General features: G+C 62.6%; 9 protein-coding genes. 6 read left to right on the top strand and 3 right to left on the bottom strand.

All coding sequences use genetic code 11. The features are described 5' to 3' along the window. The 4 genes from QOC89_RS23440 to QOC89_RS23425 all read left to right on the top strand — a co-directional run. On the top strand, positions 1-702 hold a 702-nt coding region (locus tag QOC89_RS23440; protein WP_323047200.1), incomplete at its 5' end, for a M90 family metallopeptidase. Positions 703-962: 260 nt separating this feature from the next. Continuing rightward, positions 963-1,229: a type B 50S ribosomal protein L31 gene (locus tag QOC89_RS23435; RefSeq protein ID WP_028196650.1), complete on the top strand. Its 267-nt coding sequence runs from the start codon at positions 963-965 to the stop codon at positions 1,227-1,229. A 337-nt stretch (positions 1,230-1,566) separates the two neighbouring features. Further along, complete coding sequence (locus tag QOC89_RS23430; RefSeq protein WP_323047199.1) at positions 1,567-3,324, top strand: glycosyltransferase family 39 protein; 1,758 nt, start codon at positions 1,567-1,569, stop codon at positions 3,322-3,324. Between the two features lie 2 nt (positions 3,325-3,326). Further along, positions 3,327-4,706 (top strand): MATE family efflux transporter, encoded by a 1,380-nt coding sequence (locus QOC89_RS23425; protein WP_323047198.1) that lies wholly within the window; start codon positions 3,327-3,329, stop codon positions 4,704-4,706. Between the two features lie 191 nt (positions 4,707-4,897). On the opposite strand, the gene QOC89_RS23420 is transcribed toward QOC89_RS23425, so the two are convergent. Together QOC89_RS23420 and QOC89_RS23415 are read right to left on the bottom strand one after the other, a co-directional pair. Continuing rightward, the gene (locus tag QOC89_RS23420) at positions 4,898-5,338 is read right to left on the bottom strand and encodes a carboxymuconolactone decarboxylase family protein (protein ID WP_323047197.1); all 441 of its coding nucleotides are present in this window, start codon (positions 5,336-5,338) and stop codon (positions 4,898-4,900) included. After that, a complete protein-coding gene (locus tag QOC89_RS23415; RefSeq protein ID WP_323047196.1) occupies positions 5,290-5,889 on the bottom strand; it encodes a MerR family transcriptional regulator in 600 nt (199 codons plus the stop codon). The genes QOC89_RS23420 and QOC89_RS23415 overlap by 49 nt, the downstream gene beginning before the upstream one ends. A gap of 319 nt (positions 5,890-6,208) precedes the next feature. Here QOC89_RS23415 and QOC89_RS23410 point away from each other — a divergent pair, with 319 nt between their 5' ends. Both QOC89_RS23410 and QOC89_RS23405 read left to right on the top strand, forming a co-directional pair. Then, the gene (locus tag QOC89_RS23410; RefSeq protein WP_323047195.1) at positions 6,209-6,775 is read left to right on the top strand and encodes a ComEA family DNA-binding protein; all 567 of its coding nucleotides are present in this window, start codon (positions 6,209-6,211) and stop codon (positions 6,773-6,775) included. Between the two features lie 174 nt (positions 6,776-6,949). Further along, positions 6,950-7,381 (top strand): YidB family protein, encoded by a 432-nt coding sequence (locus tag QOC89_RS23405; RefSeq protein WP_323047194.1) that lies wholly within the window; start codon positions 6,950-6,952, stop codon positions 7,379-7,381. Between the two features lie 164 nt (positions 7,382-7,545). Here the strand turns inward: QOC89_RS23405 and clpB are convergent, their stop codons facing one another. After that, positions 7,546-10,143 carry an ATP-dependent chaperone ClpB gene (gene clpB / locus QOC89_RS23400; protein ID WP_323047193.1) on the bottom strand — a complete coding sequence of 866 codons (2,598 nt, stop codon included), beginning with the start codon at positions 10,141-10,143 and terminating at the stop codon, positions 7,546-7,548. Positions 10,144-10,160: the final 17 nt, after the last annotated feature.

Here is a 10,160-nt window from a genome sequence, read left to right as displayed (position 1 = left end):
GATCTGGTGCGTCTGCGCGAGCTGACCAGCCTCTTCATCGCGCAAAAGGAATTCTCAACCGCCCACGAGCTCGAGCTGACCGACGCGATGACCGTGGCGATCGCCGCGCAAGCGTGTTTGCCGGTGCTGAACCTGAGCCTCGATCTGTATCGCGGCTGGGTCGGTGTGATCGTCTATCCGGGCGAATTCGTGATCCGCAAGACGGTCGAGGACGAAGACGGCGTGGTGCACGAGGTCGAACACGACGCGAGCGGCGAAGCATGGGAAGGCGGCCCGGTGGTGTTGTCGTGGGAAGACGCCCAGATGACCGGCGGCACGGACGCCTATAACGTCGTCATTCATGAATTCGCGCACAAGATCGACATGCTGAACGGCGAGGCGGACGGGCATCCGCCGCTCATGCGCCGCTGGCATGCACCGCTCGATTCACAGTCATGGGCCGACGTCTTCGACCATGCCTACGACCACTTCTGCGCCAAAGTGGATGCGGTGCCGGAGAGGCGCTGGGCCCGTTTCGAACGCGATTCGCTGATCGATCCGTACGCGGCGGACCATCAGTCGGAATTTTTTGCCGTTTGCAGCGAAGCATTGTTCGTCCAGCCACAAGCCTTCGAGGCGGAGTATCCCGAACTGTACCGGTTGCTGGCGCGGTATTACCGCCAGGATCCGGCGCGGGTGGGGTTGACGTTCGCTGGGGCTTGAAGGTCTCCGAGGCGTTCACGGCAAAGCCACTACATGGTGGACCGACCGTCAAACGATGGCTGACCCGGCAACGCGCTGTCAAAAAGCCGGCAGAAATGGGGCGAAGCGGCGTCAAAAAGGCGCCAGAAAGGTCGTCAAGCGACTGATTTTCTGGCATAATCGCCGTTTTTCGACCATAGGCAAGTGGCTCGCGCCTAGATGCTGTCCGCACTTTTAGCGGCTGCACGCGGGTTGGCTACCGCCAGATTAAAGGAAAGACCATGAAAGAAGGCATTCACCCGGATTACCGCGAAGTCCTGTTCGTCGACATGTCGATCGACTTCAAGTTTGTGACGCGCTCGACCATCCAGACGCGTGAAACCGCCGAATTCAACGGCAAGACCTACCCGCTCGCCAAGATCGAAGTGTCGTCGGAATCGCATCCGTTCTACACCGGCCAACAAAAGATCATGGACACGGCAGGCCGCGTCGAGAAGTTCAACAAGAAGTTTGGCACGCGCGCTACCGGCAAGGCAGCTGCGAAGTAATACCCGCGTCGTCGCCGGCCCTGGCCAGCAACGAAGCAGCAAAAAAGGGCAGCGCGAGCTGCCCTTTTTTGTCGCCGCCGCTTGGCCGAAGCTTTGTCTCGACCTTTGCCTCAAGCTTTTTGCCGCCGTTTCGTCGTTCCTCACACCGGGCGCTTCCACGCACACCATCGTCCGTTGCGGCGCTGTATTACAGGCGTCCCAATCACGTTGCGAGCCGTTACCGGCCGTGACGCGCATCGCACGGCACGACTACAATGCCGGATGCTCCAAATTGGCCATTCCCGCCGGACCTTGCTCCGGTCCCGGCTGCACCGCTTATCCGATATCCACACACCGCATGAGACCTGTCGTTCGCCTCACTGCCTCCGCGACCAGTGCCTTGCCGCGCTGGCTGCTGCTGACCATCTGTATTGTCTACGCATTTTTTGGCCTGTTCGGCCGGGATCCGTGGAAGAACGAGGACGCAGCCGGCTTCGGCGTCATGTGGACAATGGCCAACGGCAACGCGCACGACTGGCTGCTGCCGAATCTGGTCGGCAAGTACATGACGGAAGACGGTCCGCTCGGCTACTGGCTCGGCGCCAGTGCGATCCGCGCGCTGGCGCCGTGGGTCGATGCGAGCAACGCGTCACGCGTGTTTACCGGCCTGCTGTTTTGCGCGGCCTGTGCGTTCGTCTGGTACGCGGCCTACCTGCTCGGACGGCGTGCCGAAGTGCAGCCGTTCAAATACGCATTCGGTGGCGAGCCGGAGCCGCGCGATTACGGCCGCACCCTCGCCGACGGCGCCCTGCTGATCCTGCTCGCCTGCTTCGGCCTGGCCGAACGGGGCCACGAAACCACGCCGCAGCTGGCGCAGTTCTTCGGCATCGCCATGCTCGTCTATGGGCTCGTGCGGATGATCGACAAGCCGATTCAAGGCGCGCTGATCTGGGGCCTCGCGCTCGGCCTCGTCGCGCTCGCCAGCAGCCCGGTGCTGGTCGGCGCGTTGTTACTCGGCACCCTGGCGATGGCGCTGATCGTGCGGGAGGCGCGATCGCGCTGGTTGCTGCTGGCCGGTTTGCCGGTGGCGCTCGTGCTGTCGGTTGCGTGGCCGATCGCCGCGCTCGCGGCCTTTCCGGATGACGCCGTCTGGTATCTGAACCAATGGGTGCACGTCAGCCTGTCGTCGTTCGCCGGGCCGCCCGGTTCGGTGGCCGCTTACGCGCTCAAGAATCTGCCGCTCTTCACCTGGCCGGCCTGGCCGCTGGCGCTGTGGGCATGGTTCAGCTGGTCCGGTCTGCGGCGCGCGCCGCACGTGGCGATCCCGCTCTCGGTGATCGGGCCGCTGCTGGTGTTGGTGGTGTTGCAGAGCCATCAGTCGAACCGGCTTTACATGTTGCTGCTGCCAGCGCTCGCGGTGCTGGCCACCTTCGCGCTGCCCACGCTCAAACGCGGCGCAATCAATGCGATCGACTGGTTCGCGCTGCTGAGCTTCACGATCCTCGGCAGCTTCGTCTGGCTCGTGTATATCGCCGGACTGACCGGTTTCCCGCATCCGCTCGCCCGCAATCTCGCGCGTCTCGCCCCAGGATTTGCGCCGCAGTTCAAGGTCCCGTCGTTCGTGTGCGCGGTCGCCGTGACGATCTGCTGGTTCGTGCTGGTGCGGTGGCGCCTCGCCCGTCATCCGAAAGTCCTGTGGCGCAGCGTGGTGCTCTCGAGCGCCGGCACGACGCTGATGTGGGTGCTGCTGATGACACTCTGGCTGCCGGTCGTCAACTACAGCCGGACCTATAAGGACGTCGCCGAACAGATCGCGAGCCATCTGCCGGACGACTACACCTGCATCTCGCCGGTGCGCCTCGGCAACGCGCAGATCGCGACCTTCGCCTATTTCGGCGACATGCATTTTTCGTTCGACCAGGATTGCGATGTGATCCTGCGCCAGGACACCCAGGACTACGGCGACCCGAGCGCGATGTCGGACTTCATCTGGAAGCTGGTGTGGGAAGGCCGCCGCGTGGCCGACCGCGACGAACGCTTCCGTCTGTACGTGCGGATCGACCGTCCGAAGCCGCCGGTCGTCAAACGCCGCAGCTGGCATAAGAAGTCGGACTGACCATGTTCGCCGACGTACGGAAAATCGCCGGGCTCGCATGGCCCGTGCTGATCGGCCAACTGGCGATCATCGCGTTCGGCGTGATCGATACGGCGATGGTCGGCCGCTATTCGGCCGTCGATCTCGCCGCGCTCGGCCTCGGCTCGTCTATCTATATTTCCGTGTACATCGGTCTGACCGGCATCCTGACCGCGCTGCAACCCATCACCGCGCAACTCTACGGCGCACGCCGCGACACCGAGATCGGCGAAGAAATGCGCCAGGCGTTATGGCTCGCACTCGCGCTGACCGTGATCGGCTTTCTGATTCTCTACTTTCCAGGCCCTGTGTTGCGGTTAGCGCGCGTGCCTGAAGCGCTGCATGAGCGCACGGTCGCCTACCTGCAGATTCTGGCGTTCGGCTTGCCGGCCGGCCTCGCATTTCGCGTCTACAGCTCGATCACCAATGCGGTCGGCCAACCGCGGCTCGTGATGATTCTGCAGATCGGCGCGCTGCTGCTCAAGTTTCCGCTCAACACGTGGTTCATCTTCGGTGGCTTCGGCGTGCCGGCGCTCGGCGGCCCGGGTTGCGCGCTCGCCAGCACCGCGATCAACTGGGCGCTGGCCGTGGTGGGGATGGTGCTGTTGATGCGCGTCCACGTGTTCAAGCCGTTTGCGATCTTTGCGCACTTCTGCTGGCCGGTCTGGCGCCGGCAAGCCGCACAGTTGCGGCTGGGCATTCCGATGGGTCTGTCGTACCTGATCGAGGTGACCTCGTACACGTTCATGGCGCTCTTCATCGCTCGCTTCGGCACGACCACGCTCGCCGGGCACCAGATCGCCGGCAACATCGGCGCGGTGCTCTATATGACGCCGCTGTCGATCGGGATCGCTTCGTCGACGCTGGTCGCCCAGGCGCTCGGCGCGCATCGCCCCGAAGCGGCGCGCACGTTGTCGCGGCACGGCATCATGATGGCCGTGGCGATCGCCTGCTGCTATGGCGCGATCGTGCTGGTGCTGCGGCCGTATGTGATCGAAGGCTATACGCCGAATGCGCAAGTCGCAGCGGCGGCCATGCCGCTGGTGCTGATCGTCGTGTGCTATCACCTGTTCGATGCGTTGCAGATCACGACCGCGTTCGTACTGCGCGCGTACAAGGTAGCGGTCGTGCCGACCGTTATCTATGCGGTTGCGTTGTGGGGCGTCGGGCTCGGCGGCGGCTATCTGCTCGGCTTCAATGTCTCGGGTACTACGCCGGAATGGCTGACCGGCGCGCGCGGCTTCTGGGTCGCGAATACGGCGAGCCTGGCGATTGCAGGCATTGGCTTGCTGTTGTACTGGCGCGGCGTGAGCAAGCGGTATTTGCGCGCCCAGCCCGTGGTTGGGGTGGATTCGGCGGTTTGATGGCGCTGAACCGCGGGCTGTCTAAACGAAGCGACGCACGAATCCACCGGAGAATGCTCGTTCATGAAGAACGGGTTTTCAGGCGCGCCGCCGATGCGTTGACGAAGTGGCTAGCAATAACAGACCGTTAGTTGCGTCCGAGGTAGAAAGAGAACGGCTGCACTCGACAGCCGTCTGCCCTCCCCTGTATTTCAAACCGCCTGATTGGTCGCCTGAGTGTCCTCCGACGCCTGCGCCTCCTTCAACGTCCGATCACGCCGCTCGAAAATCTCCTGCGCCGCGAACAGTGCGTTCAGCGCCGCCGGAAAGCCCGCGTAAAGCGCCATCTGCATGAACACTTCGACAATCTCCTCGCGCGTGCAGCCGACGTTCAACGCGGCCTCGATATGCACCTTCAGTTGCGGCTGCGCGCAACCAAGCGTCGCCAGCGATGCGATCGTCGCGATCTCTCTCGCGCGCAGATCGAGTTGCGGCCGGCTGTAAATATCGCCGAAGCCAAATTCGATCAACAGGCGTCCGAAATCCGGCGCGATCGGCGCGAGCGCGGCGATTACCTGCTCGCCGGTCGAGCCGTCGATTTCCTTCAGTTTGTTCCAGCCTTGGGTGTAGCGATCGTTCTGTGCGTGTTCCATGGTGAGTCCTTTTCCGAATGCGAAAGCGCTTGGGTTTCGTCGATCTGTCGTGTCGGAGCGCGGGTGGTCTGCTTGCGCGCTGCGGGCGGTTGCGCAGCAGCCGTGGGATCAGCGGACTGCGGTCCAGCAGGTTGCAGTTCAGCGGATGGCCGCCCCGCGGATGGCCGCCCCGCGGAGGGCCGCCCCGCAGCTTCGTAGTAAGCGATCTTGTCGATGATCGCGCCGAGGTTGCTTTGCAACTCGGCGATCCGCGACAAAACAGCGTCCCGATGCGCCACTAGCATGTCGCGGCGCTCGCCCATTGTCGGTTGGCCTTCTGCCCGCAGCGCCGCGAACGCCTGCATTGCGGCGATCGGCATGCCGGTCGCCTTCAGACGCATCACGAACTGCAGCCAGTCGAGATCGGCCGGCGAATACAGGCGATGCCCCGCCTGCGTACGCCCGACCGCCCGAATCAGGCCAGCCTGCTCGTAATAACGCAGCGTATGGGTCGAGACGCCAATCGTCCCGGCGGCCTCGCCGATGGTGAGTGCTTTTGACATTTTCGACATGACGGAACTCAGGTTAGGACTTCGAGTGCACTCTAAGTCAAGCGGGCGATGCTGTCATTTATCGGCGTTATCATTATTTATGGTGAGTCGCATTGATCGATAAACTCAAAACAGCTTAATCGCCAGGCAAAAGCTTCAAATATTGTCAGCCCTGATTTACTTGTCATGAATCGATCGGTATAAATCGTCCGCGTTCGCAAATAAGGGCGCGCAATTTGTTCTATGCTTAAGCGCAGCGAATGCTGACAGGATGGGTCGTCCCGAGTCGTTTGTGTCGTCCCTTAGCGGCTAACTATTTGCCCTCAATGGAGTGCTTGCCATGCTGAAGAAGCTTTTAATGCTTTGCGTTGCTTTGGCTTTGTCGTTGTCGGCCGGATTCGCGGCGGCCGTCGAAGTAAATTCCGCCGATCAGGCGGCACTCGAATCGGTCAAGGGTATCGGGCCGGTTCATGCAAAAGCGATCATCGACGAACGCACCAAAAACGGCCCGTTCAAGAATGCGGATGATCTCGCCACCCGCGTCAAAGGCATTGGCACCAAATCCGTGACCAATCTCGAGGCGGCCGGCCTGACGATCAACGGCTCGTCCACGCCGCCTACGGGCGCCAAAGCGGCTGCCAAAATCGGCAGCACGACAAGCACCAAGGCGGCGCCGGCGGCCACTCCCGCAGCGACTACCGCGGCAACACCAGCACCCACGGCGCCGACTGAAGCATCCGGCACCAAGGCGTCGAAGTCGAAGAAGAGCAAGGCCGATGCGGCGGCGTCGGCACCGGCCACGACGGCCGCTGCCAGCGCGCCGGCTGACGCATCCGGCGCCAAGACATCGAAGAAAGCGAAGAAGAGCAAGGCCGCATCGGCTGCGGCGGCCTCTGGCGGCACCTAAATCAGGTAGCGCGGCGGCAGCATCGCAACAGTGCCGGTCACGTTGATGCACGGGTTGAGCACCTAAGCCGCGCCCCGCTCCCGCCCGCCTTCCGACCACCGGCGCCGCGCAACCGTGCGGCGTTTTCACCCCGCCGACTCGTCGAATACAGGTCGGCATTCAAGAGAGACCTTCATGAGCCTACTCGACACTATCGGTTCCCTGATTGGCAAATCGCCTGAAGGCGGTGGCCAGCAAGCAGCCCTCGTTTCAGCCGCACTGGAGTTCGTCAACAGCCAGCCGGGCGGATTGAACGGCCTGATCGACCGCTTCAAGGAAAAGGGCCTCGGCGACGTCGTGACGTCGTGGGTCAGTAACGGCGAGAACCAGCCCATTGCAGCCGACGCGCTGCACAGCGTGCTCGGCTCGGAAACCGTCACCAACCTCGCCGCCAAGGCCGGCGTGCAACCGGACCAGGTCACGGGTCTGTTGTCGCAGATTCTGCCGCACGTCGTCAACGCGGCGACGCCCGAAGGCGAAGTCCCCGCCGAGGGCAAACTGAATTCGACGACCGTGCTGGGCGCGCTCGGCGGCCTGTCGGCGTTGTTCGGCAAGGGCAACGCCTAAGTCATCGGGGCGTCACCCGGCACCGCCTGATAACAGGCACGGCAGGCAAAAAAAAGCGGCAACGAAGTCACCTTCGTTGCCGCTTTTCAACATCGGCGGGAACGGCGCGAAAACCGCCGCTCCTGGCTGTGCCGAACGCGTTGCGCTTAGTGCGCTTAGTGCACTTAATGCACCACGCGGTCGAACACCAGCTTGCCGTCTTCCACTTCGACCGGAATCACGTCTTTCGGACCGAACTTGCCGGCCAGAATCAGCTTGGCGACCGGATTCTCGATCTCCTGCTGGATGGCCCGCTTCAACGGCCGCGCACCGAACAGAGGGTCGTAGCCGACCTTGCCGACGTGCTCGAGCGCCTCGTCCGACACCAGCAGCTGCATGTCGAGCTTGGCAAGCCGCTCATGCAGACGCTGCAATTGAATCCGCGCGATCGACTGGATGTTCGAACGGTCGAGCGCATGGAACACGACGACGTCGTCGATCCGGTTCAGGAACTCGGGCCGGAAGTGCAGCTTCACTTCTTCCCAGACCGCGTCCTTCACCGCTTCCTGCGGCTCGCCGACCATCGCCTGGATCACCTGCGAACCGAGGTTCGAGGTCATCACGATCACCGTGTTCTTGAAGTCCACGGTACGACCCTGGCCGTCGGTCATGCGGCCGTCGTCGAGCACTTGCAGCAGCACGTTGAACACGTCCGGATGCGCCTTCTCGATTTCGTCGAGCAGGATGACGCTGTACGGCTTGCGGCGCACGGCTTCGGTCAGGTAACCACCTTCTTCATAACCGACATAACCCGGCGGCGCGCCGATCAAACGCGCGACGCTATGCTTCTCCATGAATTCGCTCATGTCGATGCGGATCAGATGATCTTCCGAATCGAACAGGAACGACGCCAGCGCCTTGCACAGCTCGGTCTTGCCCACACCGGTCGGCCCGAGGAACAGGAACGAGCCATACGGGCGGTTCGGATCGGACAGACCCGCGCGCGAACGGCGGATCGCATCGGCCACCGCGGTGATCGCTTCGTTCTGACCGACCACGCGGTCGTGCAGTTTCTCTTCGATCTGCAGCAGCTTTTCGCGCTCGCCCTGCATCATGCGCGACACCGGAATACCGGTGGAGCGCGAGACGACTTCCGCGATTTCCTCCGCGCCCACCTGCGTGCGCAACAAACGCGGCCGGGTCGGGTTGTTCTGCTCTTTCGCCTCGGCCTGAGTCACTTCCTTCAACTGCGCCTCGAGACCCGGCAGCTTGCCGTACTGCAACTCGGCGACCTTCTCGAGCTTGCCTTCACGCTGCAAGCGTGTGATTTCCGCACGCGTTTTCTCGATCTCTTCCTTCAACTGCGCGCTGCCCTGCACGGCCGCTTTTTCCGCGGTCCAGATTTCTTCGAGGTCCGAATATTCACGATTCAGCCGCTCGATTTCCTCTTCGATCAGTTGCAGACGCTTTTGCGATGCTTCATCTTTTTCCTTCTTGACGGCTTCGCGCTCGATCTTCAACTGGATCAAACGACGGTCGAGCCGATCCATCTCTTCCGGCTTCGAGTCGATTTCCATCTTGATCTTCGAAGCGGCTTCGTCGATCAGATCGATCGCCTTGTCCGGCAGGAAGCGGTCCGTGATGTAGCGATGCGACAGTTCGGCCGCGGCGACAATCGCCGGGTCGGTGATATCGACGCCGTGATGCAGTTCGTACTTCTCCTGCAAACCGCGCAGGATCGCGATGGTGGCTTCCACCGACGGCTCGTCGACCAGCACCTTCTGGAAGCGGCGCTCGAGCGCGGCATCCTTTTCGATGTACTTGCGATATTCGTCGAGCGTGGTGGCGCCGACGCAATGCAGTTCGCCGCGCGAGAGCGCGGGCTTGAGCATATTGCCCGCGTCCATCGCGCCTTCGGCCTTGCCCGCGCCGACCATGGTATGAATTTCATCGATGAAGACGATGGTCTGGCCTTCGTCTTTCGCGATGTCGCTCAGGACGGCCTTCAGGCGTTCTTCGAATTCGCCGCGATACTTGGCGCCCGCCAGCAACGCCGCCATGTCCAGCGACAACACGCGTTTGCCCTTGAGCGTTTCCGGCACTTCGCCGTTGACGATCCGCTGCGCGAGGCCTTCGACGATCGCCGTCTTGCCCACGCCCGGCTCGCCGATCAGCACCGGATTGTTCTTGGTGCGGCGCTGCAGGATCTGAATGGAACGGCGGATTTCGTCATCACGGCCGATCACGGGGTCGAGCTTGCCCGCCCGCGCGCGCTCGGTCAGATCGACGGTGTATTTCTTCAGCGCTTCACGCTGGCTTTCGGCGTCCTGGCTATGCACTTGCGAACCGCCTCGCACCGCCACGATCGCGCTTTCCAGCGACTTGCGCGACAGCCCGTGCTGGCGCGCGAGACGGCCGGCCTCGCCCTTGTCGTCGGCGACCGCGAGCAGGAACATCTCGCTCGCGATGAACGTGTCGTTGAGTTTCTGCGCTTCCTTGTCGGCCTGGTTCAACAAGCCGGTCAGCTCGCGGCCGATCTGCACGTTGCCGTCGGTGCCCTGCACTTGCGGCAGGCGCGTCATGGCATCGTTCAGGGCCGTTTGCAGCGCCTGCACATGCACACCCGCGCGCGCCAGCAGCGAACGCGCCGCGCCGTCCTGCTGGGCGACGAGCGCCGACAGCACATGAACGGGTTCGATGTATTGATTGTCATGACCGACAGCCAGACTCTGCGCGTCGGCCAGTGCTTCCTGGAATTTGGTGGTGAGTTTGTCGATTCTCATCAAGAGACCTCCAATTT

The sequence above is a fragment of the Paraburkholderia sp. genome (genome assembly GCF_034668105.1).
GTDB lineage: Bacteria > Pseudomonadota > Gammaproteobacteria > Burkholderiales > Burkholderiaceae > Paraburkholderia.
This window is presented reverse-complemented; position numbering and strand designations above follow the sequence as displayed.

Bases quoted from the DNA above. Each gene is read 5' to 3' on its own strand.
- QOC89_RS23435 (WP_028196650.1), top strand. From the start codon at position 963: ATGAAAGAAGGCATTCACCCGGATTACCGCGAAGTCCTGTTCGTCGAC.
- QOC89_RS23430 (WP_323047199.1), top strand. From the start codon at position 1,567: ATGAGACCTGTCGTTCGCCTCACTGCCTCCGCGACCAGTGCCTTGCCG.
- QOC89_RS23425 (WP_323047198.1), top strand. From the start codon at position 3,327: ATGTTCGCCGACGTACGGAAAATCGCCGGGCTCGCATGGCCCGTGCTG.
- QOC89_RS23420 (WP_323047197.1), bottom strand. From the start codon at position 5,338: ATGGAACACGCACAGAACGATCGCTACACCCAAGGCTGGAACAAACTG.
- QOC89_RS23415 (WP_323047196.1), bottom strand. From the start codon at position 5,889: ATGTCGAAAATGTCAAAAGCACTCACCATCGGCGAGGCCGCCGGGACG.
- QOC89_RS23410 (WP_323047195.1), top strand. From the start codon at position 6,209: ATGCTGAAGAAGCTTTTAATGCTTTGCGTTGCTTTGGCTTTGTCGTTG.
- QOC89_RS23405 (WP_323047194.1), top strand. From the start codon at position 6,950: ATGAGCCTACTCGACACTATCGGTTCCCTGATTGGCAAATCGCCTGAA.
- clpB (WP_323047193.1), bottom strand. From the start codon at position 10,143: ATGAGAATCGACAAACTCACCACCAAATTCCAGGAAGCACTGGCCGAC.